Below are 15,964 nucleotides of genomic sequence, written 5' to 3' on the forward strand. Positions count from 1 at the left end.
CGAGGTGCCGGCCTGGCACGGTCGAGCGCGAGCACGACTGCAGAAGACCCGCCGCCCCGGCTCGGGACCGGACGCGGCCGACCCGCCGGCGGACTCCGGCGGCGCCGCCCGCGAACGTCCGGAATGAGCAGGCGCGGGCGCGGGCGCGGCCTAGGAGCGGCTGAGGCGGTCGATGATCGGAGCGGCGCGGCGGAGGGTCTCGCGCTCCTCGTCGGTCAGCTCGGCGAGGCGGCGGGCGAGCCACGCCTCCTTGCGGCGGCGCTCGTCGGCGAGGAGGGCGGCGCCCGCCTCGGTGGCGTTCAGCACGACCTGGCGGCCGTCGGTCGGGTGCGGGCGGCGGGCGACGAGCCCCCGCTCCTCCAGGTAGGCGATCACGCGGGTCATCGAGGGCGGCTGGACCTTCTCGTGGTCGGCCAGCTCGCGCGGCGTCATCGACCCGTGCCGCTCGATGGCGGCGAGCGCGGCGAACTGCGTGAGCGACAGCGGACGGCCGCCGTCGCCCGCCGCGGGCGGGCGCAGCGTGCGCAGGCGGCGGGTGAGCCGCGCGATCGAGATGCGCAGCTCCTCGGCCAGCCCCGGCGCGGACGCCGTGCGGCCCCGGATCGGTGGGGTTGTCATCGTGTTCGCTCTCCCGGGTCTGCTGCCCATGCTGCCACGCCGCAGGTCGGCCCACATCACCGCGGTCGGCGGAGGACGGCGCGGCCGGGGCGGCGAAGCCCGCACCCAGTAGCCTGAACCCATGAGCCGCACCCGCCTCCCGGATCCCCCGCCGATGCAGACCAACGACGTCCGGATCGCGGCGGCGGGCACCGGCGCCTGGGCGATCGCGCTCGTGGTGCTGCTCATCGTCGGGCTGCCGTCCGAGGACCGGTGGTGGCTGTGGGTGTGCTGCACCGGCATCGGGATCGGCCTGTTCGCCATGTGGTACACGCCCCGGCTGCAGGCGGGGCGCGCCCGGCAGGAGGCCGAGCGCGCCGAGCGGCGGGCCGCGGCGGCGGACGAGGAGCGGGAGAGCGCCGGCTAGGGCTCCAGGTCGGCCTCGGCCAGGAGGGCCGGCACCGCCGCGGGGTCGCGCAGGACGGCCTCGATCAGCAGCCGGTCCGCCCAGTTGCCGGTGGACCAGGCGAGCGCCCGCGCCAGGCCGTGCACGTCGCTCGCATGGATCTCGCCGTCTCGCGTCCACCAGGGGACGTCCTGGCCGTCCACGGTGAGGCGTTCATGGGCGAGGTAATCGGCCGGGGCGTCCGGTAGGACGGCCCTGACGGCGGTCGGGACGGAGCGTTTCTCGCCGTGCGACTCGACCTCGCCCGGGATCTCGTCGCCCGCCAGCGGAAGGTCCAGGAGTTCGGCCAGCGCGGCGTCGCGTCCCTGGGCGGCGATGATGAGCGGCTGCCCTTGCAGGAGGGGCAGGAGGTCGGGGCTGTCCAGGACGAGGGCGTCGCCCGCGTCCACAAGCTCGACCTCGCCGTCCACGATGGCGCGTAGACGGTCGGGTGGCTCGATGTCCACTTCGGGGGTGTCCGCCAGGGTCGTCCAGAGGCCGGCCAGGCGGGCGCGGGTCACAGAGCGGTCGGGGTCACTGAGCCGGTCGAGCAGCTCTTGCGCTCCGCCCGGCTCCTCCAGCAGTTCTTCAAGTGACGTGCGGACGCCCAGCGCGAGCAGGAGCCGCTCGTCAAGGCCGTCTGGTGCGACGTCGTAGAGCCCTGTCAGCGAGTCGTCGCCAGGCAGGCGGAACTCGCCGGGTCTACGGCCGTCCAAGACCGGGTGCCGTCCCAGCCACCACGCCGTGTACGACGGGACGGCCACGCGCCTGCCGTTGTGCAAGGTGACATGGGCGGGGTCAACGATCGCGGCCCGCCACGGAGGCCCGGCCAAGACCTTGAGCGCCGCCGCCCAGTCGGCGACGAGTTCCAGGTCGCGGACGGCCGTGAACTCCGGCACGAGCGGTGGGAGGTCTTGCGGGCCGATGCGCCGGAGGGCGTCGTCGGCCCACAGGTCCTCGTCGTCCAGGTGGAGGGTCTCGGCCTCGTCGGCGAGCCCCATGAGGTTCACGTCCTCGCTCTTGGCGAGGGCGAAGCCGTCCAGGACGCCGACGGCGGTGAGGGTCTCGGCGCCCCACTTCTCCAGGAGGTCGCCGTCCACGACGCCGAACGGTGCGTCGTCGGCCATGAGGCTGCGCAGCGGGCTCTCCGGCAGGAGGAGCTCACCGGCCGGGTAGAGGTCGCCGTCGTCGCCCGGGAGGGCGAGTTCGGCCAGCCAGGGCTCGTCACCGGGGTCGATGTGCGCGGGCCCCACCAGCCCCAGCACGGCCTCGGCGACCGCGTCCGGGTCGTCGGCGTCGAACGACTCCTCGACGGCCACCCGGACGGCCGGGTCGCCCAGCACCGCGCGCGGGCCCGCCTCGACCGCCCCGAGCCGGGACAGCAGCGGATGCACGGCCTCCGGGTGGACGAACCGCAGCCCGAGCGCGTCCAGCCCGGCCGGGTCGACGCCGTCCGCGATCAGCAGCCCGCGCGGCCCGCGCACCAGCCGGGGCTCCGCGCCCGCCAGCGGCACCGGCAGGGCGCCCAGCGCGTCCGTGGCGGCCCCGCCGAGCGCCTCGTACACCCGGTGCCACCACGCCGGTTCCCGGTCCACAGCGGCCAGCTCATCGATCACGTCGGCCAGCTCCACCCGGCGTACCCCGAGCGCCGCCAGCGCCGGGCTCCGCGCCGGCCACTCCGCCGGCAGGAGCCCGCCGACCACGGCGTCCGCCGCGAGCAGCCCGACGAACGGCGCGGGCGCGTCGATCGCGATCGCGTCCCGGCCGCGCGTCCCGTGCGGCAGCACGGGCGCCTCGGGCAGCCGCTCCCGGATCCCGCGCCGGATCCGCGCATCGAGCTCCCCGGCGCCCACCGGCCCCGGCACGAGGTCGAGCACGCCCGGCGACACGGGCAGGCCGGTGAGGAGCCGCACGTAGGTCTCGGCGGCCCGCTCCGCGAGGTACTCGGTCAGCGGCCCTGGCGCGACGTGCCGCCGGTCAGGGGCGAGCGGGAACGACGCGATGAGCAGAGCGGGCAGATCCAGCCGCTCGTCGCTGGGCGTGGGGGCGTGCACCACCGGCGGCATGCCCTCGGGCAGGCCGTCCTCTGGCAGGGCCCACCGCACCTGCCAGAACGGACGCGCCCGTTCCTCCACGGGACGGTCCGCCAGAAGCTCGCCCGGGATCTCCCCATGCGCCTCGACCGTCCGCCACACGCCGCCGTTGATGACGACCTCGCCACCTGGACGCCGCTCAGCGACCAGTTCGCGCACATCACCGTCAACGTCGATCTCAACGCGCGCCAGCGCCGGCAAGGCCAGCATCAGCGCCGCCCCCACCTGCTCCAGCTGGCGCCGGACGGACTCGACCGCGTCCTCCAGCAGCGGCAGCCGCACCAGGGTGTCGAACCCGTCCGGGACGTCCGGCACCTCGTCCAGCGCGAACGGCAACCGCAGGAGCGGCACATGCCCGCCCCGCCGCGCGGCCTCCTCGGCGAGCGCGGGCACCGCCTCCACCAGGGCCCGAGCCCGCTCCCGCGACCACCCGACCCCCACCGGGACGGGACGCGCCGAGGCGATGGACGGCGCGTCCGACACGGCGACCACGGCGGCGAACCCCACGCCGAAGCGCCCCGTCGCGGCCGTCTCGTCCCGCTTGGACGAGGCGCGGAGCGTGGACAGCGCCTCGGCGCCCTCCGCGTCCAGCGGCGCCCCCGTGTTGGCGGCGGTCAGGACACTCCCGGACGGCGACGTCCGCAGGGCCAGCCGGAGACGGCCGGGCACGCCGGCGCGCAGCGCGGCGTCGGCGGCGTTCTGGGCGAGCTCGATGACCGCGCGGTCGCGGTAGCCGCCCAGGGCGTAGTCCTCTTCGGCGTTGGCGTCCTCACGGAAGCGCGCCGGGGACTCCGCCCAAGCCCTCAGCACACGTTCGCGAAGGGCCCGGGCATGGAGATCATCCGGAGTGTCCGGCATGGTCAGCTGTGGCCGAGGGCCTCGTCGTCCAGGGAGGCGGTGTCCTCGTCACCGGCGGGGATGACCTCGTACCCGAGCTCGTCGATCACCGGCGGGTTGTGCTCGGACGCCGCCGGGATGGAGACCGCCTCGGAGTGCGCCCCGCAGCCGTGGTCGGCGGAGACCACGCGACCGTCGTCGGGCGCGTACTCGTTCGCGCAGACCCCGAACACCTGCCGCAACTCGCCCGCCAGCCCGACGAAGAAGCCGCAGGTGGAGCACTGCGCGGGCGCGGACGCGGCGATGGGCGCGCGGGGCCCCGCGACGCCCTCGTACCAGCGGGTCGCGGCCTCGTCCCGGCCCTCCCGCGACAGCACCCGGACGCGGCCGAGGCCGAGCTCCCACTGGGCCTCGCGGTCGGTGGAGTCGTCGACCTGGGTGAACCCGGGCGCGAGCCGGACGTCGTCGGGGGCCGTCGGCAGCAGGTCGCCGGGGCCGAGGTCGCCGGGGCGCAGCCGCTCCAGCCACGGCACCCACGGCGGCGCCAGCAGCGCGTCGTCGCCGGGCAGCAGCACGCACTCGCTGACCGTGACGTTCTTCGCGCGGGACGCGCGGGCCACGGTGACCGCCCAGCGCCAGCCCCGGTAGGCGGGGTCGAGGCACGTGAAGTAGTGCGTGACCACCCGGTCGGCCTCGGGGCGCAGGCCGAGGTGCTCGCCGACCTGCGCGGCGCCGGCGGTGTCCTCGGCGGCCTCGCGGGCGAGGTCGACGGCCTCGGCGCAGGCGGTGTCGACGGCGGGTGTGCGGGTCCGGCGGGCGGGCCCGGACATGGTGCGCGCGGCGGCGGGACGCGCGGGGCTGGTCTGGCGCTGTGGGCTCACACCTCAATTCTCGCCCATGGGAGGACGTGGCCGGGCACCGTCCGGAGGCGGGCGGCGGCCCGGGCCCGCCGAATCGGTGGGGTGAGCCCGCATTCCAGCGGGGAACGTACCCTCAATCGAACGACTCCGATGGCCGTCCCCGGTGCCGAGCCGGCGCGGCCGCTGGGAGAGATCAGGGCGCATGGCGGACGGGACGAGGGCCGGACGGAGCCTGCGCGCCGTCACCGGGGGTGCGGCGCGCGCCGGCCGCGGCGTGCGCTCGGCCGTCCTCGGCACGGGCCGGCTCACCCGCCGCGTCACCCACGCGCAGGGCGCCGGGCGCAGCGGCCTCGGCAGCCTGATCGAGGCGTCCGCGATCAACTCCGCGGGCGACGCCATGGTCACGGTCGCGCTGGCGGGGACGCTGTTCTTCGGCCTGGACGTCAACCAGGCGCGCGGCCAGATCGCCCTCTACCTCGTCGTCACGATGGCGCCGTTCGCGCTCGTCGCCCCGCTGATCGGCCCCGCGCTGGACCGGGCCAGGCACGTCCGCCGCTACGCGATCGCCAGCACGTTCGTGATGCGGGCGCTGCTGTGCTGGGCGATGGCGAGCGCGCTCCCGCACGGCGACCAGGTCACCTTCCTGCCCGCCGCGTTCGGCGTGCTGGTGCTGTCGAAGGCGTTCGGGGTGCTGCGCGCGTCGGTCACCCCGCGCGTCCTGCCGGACGAGATCACGCTGGTGACGGCGAACGCGCGCGCCTCGTTCGCCGGGCTGATCACGGCGTCGGTGACCGCGCCGGCCGCGGCGGGGCTCGCCCTGCTCATCGGGCCGGCCTGGGTGCTGCGCATCGGCACGGCCGTGTTCCTGCTCGGCGTGCTGTTCACCATGCGGCTGCCGGGGCACGTCGACGTCCCCGAGGAGGCCCCGCGGCCGGAACCGGCCGAAAAGGGCACGCGGCGCTGGCGGGCGCTGCCCCGCGTCGGGCCCCTCGTCGTGGAGGCGATGGAGGCGAACGCGGTGCTGCGCGCCTTCTCCGGCTTCCTGATCATCTACCTGGCGTTCCTGCTGCGGCAGGAGCGGTTCGACCCGGTGTCCCACCATGTCGCGCTCGGCCTGCTGGCCGCGTGCGCGGGCGCGGGCGGGCTGCTCGGCACCGCGCTCGGCGCCTACATGAAGGCGCGGGCGCCCCGGCTCATCGTGTCGGCGACGCTCGCCGCCGTCACCGGCGTCACCGCCGCGGGCGCCGCGTTCTTCGGGCTGTGGGCGGCCCTCGCCGTGGCGACCGCCGCCGGTCTCGGCCAGGTCCTCGGCAAGCTGTCGATGGACGCGGTCGTGCAGCGCGAGATCGGCGAGGAGCTGCGCTCGTCCACGTTCGCGGTGTCGGAGACGCTGCACCAGCTCAGCTGGGTGCTCGGCGGGCTGCTCGGCCTCGGCATGTCGATCGTCGCGGACGGCCGGGTCGCGCTCGCGACCGTCGCGGCGGCGCTCGCGCTGGCCTTCGGCCTGCTGCTGACCCGGCAGGCCGGGACGCACCGCCGCGGCCGCCGCCGCCCGGACGCGACCGCGCCGACCACGACGATCAAAGACGCGCATCCGGAGATGCGCGCCTGACCGCATGCCCTTCCGGCGTCCTCAGGGAGAGAGGTCGTCGGCGACCGCCCGCAGCACGGTGGCGATCTTCTTCGCCTCCGCCGGGGACGGGTGCTTGCCGCGCCGGTAGGTGTTGGATATCCCGTCCAGCAGCTTGATCAGGTCCTCGGTGATCACGACCATCTCGTCCGGCTTCTTGCGCCGCTGCTTGGCGATGGTCTTCTCCACCGACGGCAGCGACTCCAGCACCCGCACCTGGAGGGCCTGCTGCCCGCGGCGCCCCTCGACCACGCCGAACTCGATGCGCTGCCCCGGCCTGAGCGTGGTGACGCCGCCCGGCAGCGCCGATGAGTGCACGAAGACCTCCCCGCCGTCGTCGCGGGTGAGGAAGCCGAACCCCTTGTCGGAGTCGTACCACTTGACCTTGCCAGTCGGCACCGGAGACCTCGTTCGGTAATCGTCCTGAATCGCCCCCAAGATTAGTGCCTCGCCGCGGGCCGGTGTACACGCCGGGTACCCCCGGAGAGGGCCTACGGGGCAACGCCTCCGACGCTATCCCGGACCTCCGCGGACGGCACCCGAATATCGGGCCGCGCGCAGCCCCCGGTCAGGGCCGGTCAGGACCGTGTCAGGCCGTCCGGAACCCGCCGAGCCACCCCGGGAACGCCAGCAGATCCGGCAGGACGACGTCGGCACCGTACGCGGTGAGGGCCGCCGAGTCGAACGGACCGGTCGCGACGGCCACCGCCACCGCCGACGCGGCCCGCGCCGCGTCCACGTCGCCGGTGTGGTCGCCGATGTAGGCGCCGGCGCCGTGCGCGCGCAGCGCCGTGCCCTTGTCGGCGCCGAACAGGCCGCCGACCACGGCGTCCGCCCGCAGCCCGAGGAACCGGACGGTGCGCTCGGTGTCGGCCTGGTTCTTGCCCGACACGACGACCACCCGCCCGCCCCGGGCGCGCACGGCGTCCAGCGCGGCGACGGCGCCCGGCATGAGGCCGGTCGCCGGGATCGCGACATCCGGGTAGATCGCCCGGTACCGGGCCGCCATCGCGGGCACCTCGTCCGCCGGGAACCAGTAGGCCAGCTCCTCCTCCAGCGGCGGCCCGATCCGCCCGACCACCTGCTCGGTGTCGATGGGGACGCCCGTCTCCGCGGCGAGGGCGGCGTACACGGCGCCGATGGCGGCCCGCGTGTCGGCCAAGGTCAGATCGAGGTCGAAACCGACGGTGAAGGACGCGCCGGACGAAGCGGGAGGTTCGAGATCGAGCACGCCCCACAGGGTAAGGGGCTGGACACATGGGAGGACCCGCGCTCTCCTGGTAGTGGCGATGCGACGGGATCCGAGTAGGAGAACGCGGGACCGTGATGGCGATATACCCGACCCCCCGACCACAAACCAGCTGACCAGGGAAAACACAGCACCCGAACACGTCACCCCGGCGCCAAGGACGATCACTCCGCCGGCCGCCCCCGGCACAGCCCCCCGGTGAAGGAGGCCGCAGATGGCAGACGACCCCACCACCCGCACCGAGCCGGGCGGCGAGCACCGCGCCCCGCCGCGGCGGCGCGCGTTCACGGCCCGCGCCGCCGGGGCCCGCCGCCGCGCCGTCGGAGCGCTCGCCACGGCCGTCTCCGTCGTGACCACGGTCGTCGTGGCGGTCCTGGCCGTGCACATCGTGTTCGTCGCGTTCGAGGCGAACACGGCGAACGACATCGTCCGCTGGTTCGGCGAGCGGGCCACCGACCTGTGCTGGCAGTTCAAGGACGTCTTCCAGCCCGCGAACCACAAGGCGGACGTGGCGGTCAACTACGGACTGGCGGCCGCCGTGTACCTGGTGATCGGCCGAATCGTGGTCGGCCTCGTCCGCCGCCTGGCCTGACCAGGCCGGGCCGAGCCGGCGCGCCCGGCTAGTCCCGGCCGGGGAAGCGGACCTCGTCGAACGGCCAGGCCGTCGTCACCCACCGGCGGACGAACGTCTCCAGCTCCTTCTCCAGGACGGAGTTCTCCTCGTCCGCGCGGACCCAGAACACCACGACGGCGTCCGCGGCGGGGTCGTCGGACGGCGCGACATGGATGCGGCCGAGCTGCCGCTCCCCGTCCGGCGTGATCACCACGTAGCTGAACGAGCGCCGCAGCTGCCCCTCCTTCTGCAGCCAGGCGACGTCGATCAGGGCCTGCTCGAAGGTGAACTCGTGGTCGGGCCACCCCCACTCGGGGCCGAACCGGCCGGCCAGCCGGTCGAGGCTGCCGATCACGGCGCCGTAGTCCTTCACCACGTCGTGCACGGTGATCGGGCGGATCTGGAAGTCGGGCCCCGCCACCAGCGTGGGCACCACGAAGTCCTCGGGCAGGAAGGCCCCGCCCACCGCCTTCCGCGGAGACTTGAACATCGTCGACCTTTCCTGGGCGACGCCCCTTCCGGCGACGGGGGCGTGCGCCAACGAACTCTAGTCCTCCCGGCCCCCGGAGGCGGAGCATCGCGGATTCGGGCGCGCCGCACGACCGGTTCGGGCGCGCCGTACGACCGGCCGGGGCGCGCGGCGCGACCGGTTCGGGCGTGCCGTGCGAGGAGGCGGCGGCCCGCGGGCCGAACATGCCTTAGTGTTCTTGCGGAGGAATTCATCACCATGACGCCATCCACGCGCGAGCGCATCGTGTCCGAGTCGCTCCGGTTGTTCGCCGACCGGGGCTACACGGCGACGTCGGTCGCGGAGATCGAGGCCGCGGCGGGCCTGTCCCCGGGCGCCGGCGGGCTCTACCGGCACTTCCGGTCCAAGGAGGAGGTGCTCGCCTCCGCCATCCGCGAGCACATCGAGCGGACCCGCCGCCAGATCAGCGACGTCCTCGTCCAGGCCGCCGCCTACGAGGAGCGGCCGCTGGAGGTGCGGCTGCGGATGACGTGCCAGGCCGGGCTCGCGAAGATGCGCGAGGAGCAGGACCTCATCCGGGTGCTGTTCCGCGACCTCGACCAGTTCCCGAACCTGGTCGCGGAGATGCGCGAGGGCATCGTCAACCCGCTCTACGACGGGATCGCGACCTGGCTGGCCGCGCAGCCCGAGTTCGAGGGCGCGCGCGAAGACTGGCCCGCGATCGCCTCGATCCTCGGCGGCGCCGTGGTGAACTACTGGCTGGCGAACGAGTCGATGTACGAGCCGCCGACCCGCATCGACGAGAAGCGGTTCGTGGAGAGCTGGGCGCGGCTCGGGCTCGGGCTGGTGCACCTGGAGCGCACACCCGCCACCTGACCTGCGCCATCCTGGTTCCTCGCCGGCTTCGGGCACGCCCCGCGGGCTCCTACCCTGTGGACCCGCGTACCAGCGGCGTGCACGCGACATAAGGTTGGGGAACGGCATGGACACGTATGCGGACTGGTTGCGCGCGCGAGGCGATGACGAGCTTCGTGCGCTGCTGTCCGCGCGTCCGGAACTGCTCGCCCCCGTCCCCGCCGACCTGACCGCGCTCGCCGCCCGCGCCGCGACGCCCGCCGCGGTCACCCGCGCCCTCGACCGGCTCGACCGGTTCACCCTCGCCGTCCTCGAAGCCCTCCTCGTGCTGCCCGAGCCGGACGCGGACGCGCTCGCGGCCGCCCTCGACGCGACGCCCCCGCAGGTAGAGCGCGCCCTCGGCACGTTGCGCCGCTACGGGCTGGTCTGGGGCGAGAAGGCACCGGCCACCGCGCCCGGCGTCCGGCAGGGGCTGCCGCACCCGGCGGGGCTCGGCCCGCCCGTCCAGGAGGTCTTCGCGGGCTACCCGGCCGAGCGGCTCACCGACCTGATCACCGACCTCGAAGGCGCGGCTCCGCGCGGCTTCCCCGACTCCGCCCGGCTGCTGCGCCGGCTCGCCGAGCTGCTCGCCGACCCCGCCGCGCTCATCGAGGACGCCGGGCCCGACGCGCGGGCCGCCCTCGACCAGCTCGCCTGGGGGCCGCCGTTCGGACGGGTCGCCGACGCGCGCCGCCCCCTCCGCGTCGACACCGCGGCGACGCCGATCGAGCGGCTGCTCGCCCGCGGCCTCCTCGCCGCCGAGGACGACCGCACCGTCACGCTCCCCCGCGAGGTCGCGCTGCACCTGCGCGGCGGCCGGCTGTTCCGGGACGTCCCCGCCGAGCCGCCGCCGCTGCCCGCCGCGGCCCGCGAGCCCCGCGCCGAGGACGTCGTGGTCCGCGCCGCCGCGGGCGAGGCGGCGGGCGCCGTCCGGCTCATCGAGGAGCTGCTGGAGCGCTGGGGCCTGGAACCGCCGCCGGTGCTGCGCAGCGGCGGCCTCGCCGTCCGCGACCTGCGCGCCGCCGCGGCGCTGCTGGACGTCCCCGAGTGGAAGGCGGCGCTGCTCGTCGAGATCGCCTACGCCGCCGGGCTGCTCACCCGCAGCGGCGACCTCGACGGCGAGTGGCTGCCCACCCCCGCCTACGACCTGTGGCTCATGCGCGACACCGCCGGCCGCTGGACGGAGCTGGCCCGCGGCTGGCTGAAGTCCGACCGCGTCGCCGGGCTCGCCGGGGAGCGCGACGACCGCGACCGGCTGATCAACGCGCTCAGCGAGGCGATGGTGCGCAGCAGCGCCCCCGCCACCCGCCGGGAGATCCTGGAGGTCCTCGCCGGCGCCGGGCGCGGCGCCGCCGTCGACGAGGACGCGCTGCGCACCCGGCTCGCCTGGCTGCGGCCCCGCCGCGGCGGCCCGACCCGCGAGCGGCTCCTCGGCTGGACGCTGCGCGAGGCCGCCGCGCTCGGCCTCACCGGCTTCGGGGAACTGGTCGCGTTCGCCCGCGACCTCCTCGCCGGCGACGACCCCGAGCCCGCCCTGGAGAAGTACCTTCCCGAGCCCGTCGACGAGATCCTCATCCAGGCCGACCTGACCGCGATCGCGCCGGGTCCGCTCGTCACCGACCTCGCCCGGGAGCTCGCGCTCGCCGCCGACGTCGAGTCCACCGGCGGCGCCACCGTCTACCGGTTCACGCCCGAGTCGATCCGCCGCGCCCTCGACGCCGGCCGGTCCGCCGCCGACATCACCGACCTGCTGACCCGGCACTCGGCGACGCCGCTGCCGCAGCCGCTCACCTACCTCATCGACGACGTCGCGCGGCGGCACGGGCACCTGCGCGTCGGGGCGCTGTCCTCCTACGTCCGCACCGACTCCGCCGCCACCCTCGACGAGATCCTCGCCGACCGGCGCGCCGAGCCGCTGCGGCTGCACCGGCTCGCGCCGACCGTCCTCGCGTCCGGGCTGCAGCGCGCCGACCTGCTCGACGGCCTGCGCGGGATGGGCCTCGCCCCGGTCGCCGAGGCGCCCGGCGGCGGCGTGATCGTGACCCGGCCGGACGCGCAGCGCGCCGACCCGCCGCCGACCGCCGAGATCGTCCGGTTGCGGCCGGAGGAGCGCACCGACGCCTCGATGATCGCCGCCGCCGTGCGCGCGGTGCGCGCGGGCGACGAGGCGTCCCGGCACGGCGCCGAGCAGGCCGCCCGGCAGGCCGCGGCCCCCGGCGGGGAACCGCCCCGCTCCCCCGCGATGGCCACCATCGAGCGGCTCCGCGCCGCCGTCGAGCGCGGCGGCCGCGTCTGGATCGGCTACCTCGACCAGCAGGGCCAGGCGTCCAGCCGCATCGTGGCGCCCGTCCGGGTCGAGGGCGGCTTCCTCACCGGCTACGACGCGACCCGCGCCGCCGTGCACCGCTTCGCGCTCCACCGCATCACCGGCGTCTCAGAACTGGACGACGAGACCGGCACATAGCACCCTTTCCCTGACGGGACGGATGGACGGGGTGTTACGGCCGCGAAAAGGAACCCGTGCCGGGGTCCGGACGTCCTAGTCTGGAGCCCCATCGGCGAGTTGAGGAGGCCGTCTGTGAGCGGATACGGCGGCACCCCGCCCGGCTGGCAGGACCCCTACGGGTCCGGGTCCCAGGGCTGGAGCGGTTCCCCGTATCCCGGCGCGCAGCCGCCTCCCGGCTACGCCTACGGTCCCCCCGGCGTGCCCGTCCAGCGGCAGAGCAACGCCAACACGACCGCCTGCCTGGTCTGCAACATCGTCAGCGTCGTGCTGTGCTGCGGCCTGCTGGCCATCCCCGGCGCGATCGTCGCCGCGCTCGCGATGGGCCGCGTCCACACCGACCCCGAGTCGGCCCGCAAGCTGACGATCGCGGGCTGGGTGCTGTTCGCCCTGTCCATCGTCTGCGGCATCGTCCTCGGCATCATCTACGTCATCGTCATGGTCAACAGCGACTCCGGCTACGACTCCGGCGGCATCTAGGAACAGGGCCAGTCCAGGGCGACGTCCTGAACGTCCGCATGTGGACGACGTGATCGCGATACCGCACGGCGCCCGGCGCGACCAGCAGTCCGTAGGCGCGCCGCACGCGCCGCGTCCGCTGAGGCAATAAACGCGGCGGCGGGGGTTGTTAGAGTCTGCGGTCCGGTTCGGAACGCGCCATCCTGGGGCGCGGCTCGGGTAGCGTGCGGCTGCGGCGCCCCGGCGGTCGAACGCGGAGCACCGATCATCGAACCCCGACGAAGGGCTGCTGCTTTGTCCGACGGTCCGCTCATCGTCCAGTCCGACAAGACGCTGCTGCTGGAGGTCGACCACGAACTGGCCGACGCCTGCCGCAAGGAGATCGCCCCGTTCGCCGAGCTGGAACGGGCGCCCGAGCACGTCCACACCTACCGGGTGACGCCGCTCGCGCTGTGGAACGCCCGCGCCGCCGGGCACGACGCCGAGCAGGTCGTCGACACGCTGCTGCGCTTCTCCCGCTACCCCGTCCCGCACGCCCTCCTGGTGGACGTCGCCGACACGATGGCGCGGTACGGGCGGCTCCGGCTGGAGAAGGACCCCGTGCACGGGCTCGTCCTGTCGTCCTCCGACCGGTCGGTGCTGGAGGAGGTCCTGCGGGCCAAGAAGATCAAGGGCATGATCGGCGACCGGGTCGGGGACGACGCCGTCGCCGTCCACCCGAGCGAGCGCGGCGCCCTCAAGCAGGCCCTGCTCAAGCTCGGCTGGCCCGCCGAGGACCTCGCCGGCTACGTGGACGGCGAGGCCCACGCGATCTCCCTCGCCGAGGACGGCTGGCAGCTCCGCTCCTACCAGGAGGAGGCCGCGTCGGCGTTCTGGCATGGCGGCTCCGGCGTCGTCGTCCTGCCCTGCGGCGCCGGAAAGACGATCGTCGGCGCCGCCGCCATGGCGCGCGCGCAGGCCACCACGCTCATCCTCGTCACCAACACCGTGTCCGCGCACCAGTGGAAGCAGGAGCTGCTGCGGCGCACGTCCCTCACCGAGGACGAGATCGGCGAGTACACCGGCACGAAGAAGGAGATCCGGCCGGTCACCATCGCCACCTACCAGATCATGACGACGCGCCGGAAGGGCGTCTACACGCACCTGGAGCTCTTCGACGCCCGCGACTGGGGCCTCGTCGTCTACGACGAAGTGCACCTGCTGCCCGCGCCGATCTTCCGGATGACCGCCGATCTGCAGGCCCGCCGCCGGCTCGGCCTCACCGCCACCCTCGTCCGCGAGGACGGCCGCGAGGGCGACGTCTTCTCCCTCATCGGGCCGAAGCGCTACGACGCGCCCTGGAAGGACATGGAGTCCCAGGGTTGGATCGCGCCCGCCGACTGCGTCGAGGTCCGCGTCACCCTCACCGACGCCGAGCGCCTCGCCTACGCGACCGCCGAGCCCGAGGAGCGGTACCGCTACTGCGCCACGACCGACACCAAGACCAAGCTCATCCAGGCGCTCGTCGACCGCCACCGCGGCGAGCAGACGCTCGTCATCGGCCAGTACATCGACCAGCTGGACGAACTCGGCGCGCTCCTGGACGCCCCCGTCATCAAGGGCGAGACCAGGGTCCGCGAGCGGGAGCGGCTCTTCGACGCGTTCCGCTCGGGCGAGATCGACGTCCTGGTCGTGTCGAAGGTCGCGAACTTCTCGATCGACCTGCCGGAGGCGTCCGTCGCCGTCCAGGTGTCGGGTGCCTACGGGTCGCGCCAGGAGGAGGCTCAGCGGCTGGGACGGCTGCTGCGCCCCAAGGCGTCCGGGGCCGGGGCCCGCTTCTACGCCGTCGTCGCCCGCGACACCCTCGACCAGGACTACGCCGCCCACCGGCAGCGCTTCCTCGCCGAGCAGGGCTACGCGTACCGCATCGTCGACGCCGACACCGTCCTCGCAGGAGACGACTTCTAGGAGGCTGGGGGCGCTTCGGGTGCTGTGGGCCAGTTCCGGAGGGCGCTGTCGAGGGCGTCCAAGGTCCTGGCCCAGGAGGCGTCCACGTCGCGCGGGGTGTGCTGGAAGGCGCCGGAGGTCTCCAGGCTGACGTAGCCGTGGAACACGGCGCCCAGCATCCGCACGGCGTCCGTCTGGTCGGGTTCCGGCAGCGCGTAGGCCCGCAGGATCGCGCGCGTCATCTCCGCGTGCCGTACGCCGGCGCTCTTGAGCGCCGTCTCGGGGTCGAGTTCCATCCTGGCCGCCGCGTACCTGCCGGGGTGCCGCTTGGCGTAGCTCCGGTAGGCGCTCGCGAAGGCCACCAGGGCGTCCTTGCCGGCGCGTCCGGCCACCGCGGCCGCGACGTCGTCGGCGAGTTCGGCGAGCGCGAGCAGCGCGACCCGGGTCTTCAGGTCGTGGGCGTTCTTGATGTGCGAGTACAGGCTGGCCTCCCGCACGCCGAAGCGGCGCGCGACCGCGGCGACGGTCACCTTGTCGAAGCCGACCTCGTCGGCCAGCTCCGCCGCCGCCAGCGTCACCCGCTCGACGGTCACTCCCGCGCGAACCATGGGCCCTCCTCCGTGCGTCGTCCAGCCTACCCTAGCAAGGCATTTGCCTAATAGCATTAGGAAGACTACGCTCGCCGCCCATGAGACCGCTGACCGAACACGACATCCGCAGGTCCTTCGTCAACGCCTCCAAGGGCGAGGCGAAGCGCCTGGACCTGCCCAAGGACTTCGCCGACCAGCCGTGGGACGACCTGGACTTCCTGGGCTGGCAGGACCCCGGTGCCCCCGGACGCGCCTACCTCATCGCCGAACGCGACGAGCGTCCGATCGGCATCTCGTTCCGGGTGGCTCCCAGCGCGGCCCGCGGCTTCACTGCGCGCAGCATGTGCTCGCTGTGCCTGACCACGCGCACCGGCGGCGGCGTCGCGCTGATGACCGCGCGCCGGAGCGGCGAGGCCGGCCGCCAGGGCAACTCCGTCGGGCAGTACATGTGCGTCGACCTCGACTGCTCGCTGTACGTCCGGGGCAAGAAGCAGTCCGTCGCGGGCGGCGGGCTGGAGGAGTCGCTCACTCTGGACGAGAAGATCGCCCGGGTCCACGCCAACCTGGACAAGTTCTTGGAGAAGGTGACCCAGTGAGCCGCCGCACAAATGAGAGCCTCCGCACAAATGAGAAAGGCCCCGCCGAAAACGGCGGGGCCTTCCTGCAATATGAGTCCGGCGGCGTCCTACTCTCCCACACGGTCTCCCATGCAGTACCATCGGCGCTGAAGGGCTTAACTTCCGGGTTCGGGATGGGACCGGGTGTTTCCCCTTCGCCAAAACCACCGAACGTCTCAACG

15 protein-coding genes and 1 rRNA gene are annotated in these 15,964 nt (G+C 74.4%); 8 read left to right on the forward strand and 8 right to left on the reverse strand.

Annotated elements, in window-relative coordinates; all coding sequences use genetic code 11:
• Nucleotides 1-150: 150 nt before the first annotated feature.
• Nucleotides 151-618, reverse strand: coding sequence for a MarR family transcriptional regulator (locus ETD96_RS25325; RefSeq protein WP_138638981.1), 468 nt, complete (start codon nt 616-618; stop codon nt 151-153).
• 121 nt (nt 619-739) lie between these two features.
• Between ETD96_RS25325 and ETD96_RS25330 the strand changes: the two genes are divergently transcribed.
• Nucleotides 740-1,024 carry a DUF2530 domain-containing protein gene (locus tag ETD96_RS25330; protein ID WP_138638982.1) on the forward strand — a complete coding sequence of 95 codons (285 nt, stop codon included), beginning with the start codon at nt 740-742 and terminating at the stop codon, nt 1,022-1,024.
• On the opposite strand, the gene ETD96_RS25335 is transcribed toward ETD96_RS25330, so the two are convergent.
• A complete protein-coding gene (locus ETD96_RS25335) occupies nt 1,021-3,993 on the reverse strand; it encodes a sacsin N-terminal ATP-binding-like domain-containing protein (RefSeq protein ID WP_138638983.1) in 2,973 nt (990 codons plus the stop codon). The two genes, ETD96_RS25330 and ETD96_RS25335, sit on opposite strands and share 4 nt — an antisense overlap.
• A 2-nt stretch (nt 3,994-3,995) precedes the next feature.
• A complete protein-coding gene (locus ETD96_RS25340; protein ID WP_138638993.1) occupies nt 3,996-4,802 on the reverse strand; it encodes a DUF3027 domain-containing protein in 807 nt (268 codons plus the stop codon).
• 232 nt (nt 4,803-5,034) lie between these two features.
• On the opposite strand from ETD96_RS25340, the gene ETD96_RS25345 reads away from it, so the two are divergent.
• The gene (locus ETD96_RS25345) at nt 5,035-6,444 is read left to right on the forward strand and encodes an MFS transporter (RefSeq protein ID WP_138638984.1); all 1,410 of its coding nucleotides are present in this window, start codon (nt 5,035-5,037) and stop codon (nt 6,442-6,444) included.
• A gap of 21 nt (nt 6,445-6,465) precedes the next feature.
• On the opposite strand, the gene ETD96_RS47670 is transcribed toward ETD96_RS25345, so the two are convergent.
• The gene (locus ETD96_RS47670; protein WP_138638985.1) at nt 6,466-6,861 is read right to left on the reverse strand and encodes a cold-shock protein; all 396 of its coding nucleotides are present in this window, start codon (nt 6,859-6,861) and stop codon (nt 6,466-6,468) included.
• 190 nt (nt 6,862-7,051) lie between these two features.
• Nucleotides 7,052-7,693, reverse strand: a complete 642-nt coding sequence (locus ETD96_RS25355; protein ID WP_138638986.1) for an HAD family hydrolase — start codon at nt 7,691-7,693, stop codon at nt 7,052-7,054.
• Between the two features lie 232 nt (nt 7,694-7,925).
• Between ETD96_RS25355 and ETD96_RS25360 the strand changes: the two genes are divergently transcribed.
• Entirely contained in the window at nt 7,926-8,303 is a 378-nt protein-coding gene (locus ETD96_RS25360; protein WP_138638987.1) for a hypothetical protein, read from the forward strand.
• Between the two features lie 28 nt (nt 8,304-8,331).
• Here ETD96_RS25360 and ETD96_RS25365 read toward each other — a convergent pair whose 3' ends face one another.
• Nucleotides 8,332-8,814: a GNAT family N-acetyltransferase gene (locus tag ETD96_RS25365; RefSeq protein WP_240808174.1), complete on the reverse strand. Its 483-nt coding sequence runs from the start codon at nt 8,812-8,814 to the stop codon at nt 8,332-8,334.
• 237 nt (nt 8,815-9,051) lie between these two features.
• On the opposite strand from ETD96_RS25365, the gene ETD96_RS25370 reads away from it, so the two are divergent.
• From ETD96_RS25370 to ETD96_RS25385, 4 genes are all read left to right on the forward strand, one after another.
• Entirely contained in the window at nt 9,052-9,669 is a 618-nt protein-coding gene (locus ETD96_RS25370; protein ID WP_171069226.1) for a TetR/AcrR family transcriptional regulator, read from the forward strand.
• 106 nt (nt 9,670-9,775) lie between these two features.
• On the forward strand, nt 9,776-12,151 hold the full coding sequence (locus tag ETD96_RS25375) for a helicase-associated domain-containing protein (protein ID WP_138638988.1): 2,376 nt from the start codon (nt 9,776-9,778) through the stop codon (nt 12,149-12,151).
• A 114-nt stretch (nt 12,152-12,265) separates the two neighbouring features.
• Nucleotides 12,266-12,670, forward strand: a complete 405-nt coding sequence (locus tag ETD96_RS25380) for a hypothetical protein (RefSeq protein WP_138638989.1) — start codon at nt 12,266-12,268, stop codon at nt 12,668-12,670.
• 273 nt (nt 12,671-12,943) lie between these two features.
• Nucleotides 12,944-14,596: a DNA repair helicase XPB gene (locus ETD96_RS25385; protein WP_138638990.1), complete on the forward strand. Its 1,653-nt coding sequence runs from the start codon at nt 12,944-12,946 to the stop codon at nt 14,594-14,596.
• Here the strand turns inward: ETD96_RS25385 and ETD96_RS25390 are convergent.
• Entirely contained in the window at nt 14,593-15,183 is a 591-nt protein-coding gene (locus tag ETD96_RS25390) for a TetR/AcrR family transcriptional regulator (RefSeq protein ID WP_138638991.1), read from the reverse strand. The genes ETD96_RS25385 and ETD96_RS25390 overlap by 4 nt on opposite strands.
• An 80-nt stretch (nt 15,184-15,263) precedes the next feature.
• Between ETD96_RS25390 and ETD96_RS25395 the strand changes: the two genes are divergently transcribed.
• Nucleotides 15,264-15,761: an FBP domain-containing protein gene (locus tag ETD96_RS25395; protein ID WP_138638992.1), complete on the forward strand. Its 498-nt coding sequence runs from the start codon at nt 15,264-15,266 to the stop codon at nt 15,759-15,761.
• Nucleotides 15,762-15,837: 76 nt separating this feature from the next.
• Here the strand turns inward: ETD96_RS25395 and rrf are convergent.
• Nucleotides 15,838-15,954, reverse strand: a 5S ribosomal RNA gene (gene rrf, locus ETD96_RS25400).
• Nucleotides 15,955-15,964: the final 10 nt, after the last annotated feature.

Source organism: Actinomadura geliboluensis (assembly GCF_005889745.1).
GTDB lineage: Bacteria > Actinomycetota > Actinomycetes > Streptosporangiales > Streptosporangiaceae > Spirillospora > Spirillospora geliboluensis.

What these genes read in the sequence shown, in the direction of transcription:
- ETD96_RS25325 (WP_138638981.1), bottom strand. Translation starts at nt 618, where the DNA reads ATGACAACCCCACCGATCCGGGGCCGCACGGCGTCCGCGCCGGGGCTG.
- ETD96_RS25330 (WP_138638982.1), top strand. Translation starts at nt 740, where the DNA reads ATGAGCCGCACCCGCCTCCCGGATCCCCCGCCGATGCAGACCAACGAC.
- ETD96_RS25335 (WP_138638983.1), bottom strand. Translation starts at nt 3,993, where the DNA reads ATGCCGGACACTCCGGATGATCTCCATGCCCGGGCCCTTCGCGAACGT.
- ETD96_RS25340 (WP_138638993.1), bottom strand. Translation starts at nt 4,802, where the DNA reads ATGTCCGGGCCCGCCCGCCGGACCCGCACACCCGCCGTCGACACCGCC.
- ETD96_RS25345 (WP_138638984.1), top strand. Translation starts at nt 5,035, where the DNA reads ATGGCGGACGGGACGAGGGCCGGACGGAGCCTGCGCGCCGTCACCGGG.
- ETD96_RS25360 (WP_138638987.1), top strand. Translation starts at nt 7,926, where the DNA reads ATGGCAGACGACCCCACCACCCGCACCGAGCCGGGCGGCGAGCACCGC.
- ETD96_RS25365 (WP_240808174.1), bottom strand. Translation starts at nt 8,814, where the DNA reads ATGTTCAAGTCTCCGCGGAAGGCGGTGGGCGGGGCCTTCCTGCCCGAG.
- ETD96_RS25370 (WP_171069226.1), top strand. Translation starts at nt 9,052, where the DNA reads ATGACGCCATCCACGCGCGAGCGCATCGTGTCCGAGTCGCTCCGGTTG.
- ETD96_RS25375 (WP_138638988.1), top strand. Translation starts at nt 9,776, where the DNA reads ATGGACACGTATGCGGACTGGTTGCGCGCGCGAGGCGATGACGAGCTT.
- ETD96_RS25390 (WP_138638991.1), bottom strand. Translation starts at nt 15,183, where the DNA reads ATGGTTCGCGCGGGAGTGACCGTCGAGCGGGTGACGCTGGCGGCGGCG.
- ETD96_RS25395 (WP_138638992.1), top strand. Translation starts at nt 15,264, where the DNA reads ATGAGACCGCTGACCGAACACGACATCCGCAGGTCCTTCGTCAACGCC.